This is a genomic window from Caballeronia sp. ATUFL_F1_KS4A, from assembly GCF_023630905.1.
In the GTDB taxonomy this organism is placed as follows: Bacteria; Pseudomonadota; Gammaproteobacteria; order Burkholderiales; family Burkholderiaceae; genus Caballeronia; species Caballeronia zhejiangensis.
This window is the reverse complement of sequence record NZ_JALQEB010000064.1, coordinates 1-256: the sequence shown is the minus strand read 5'-3', so window position 1 is coordinate 256 and position 256 is coordinate 1. Positions and strand designations below refer to the sequence as shown.

Annotated in this window: 1 protein-coding gene; it reads right to left on the bottom strand. The window is 62.5% G+C overall.

What is annotated here, in order from left to right:
* Nucleotides 1-3 precede the first annotated feature (3 nt).
* Nucleotides 4-256, bottom strand: a 253-nt coding sequence (locus tag NCS03_RS31045) for a hypothetical protein (protein WP_250530514.1), incomplete at its 5' end; no start/stop codon positions are given.

Below are 256 nucleotides of genomic sequence, written 5' to 3'. Positions count from 1 at the left end.
GCGTTAAGCGTCGGCATCATTCATCCCCATCGGTTCGGGCATTTCGGGCGGCATCTCTGCCGGCATCTGAGGCGGCATCCCCGCGTCCATGTTGGCGGGGAACTGCTGCATTTCGTACTGTTCGGGCTGCGGCTCTTCCGGCTGCACCACAAGCGCCTGTTGCACCGTCTGCATCACCAGCGCCTGCACCTGTTCGGGCGTGATCGTCGCGCCCATCACCTGCAGTCGCTTCGTGATCGCGTCATAGGCTTTGATC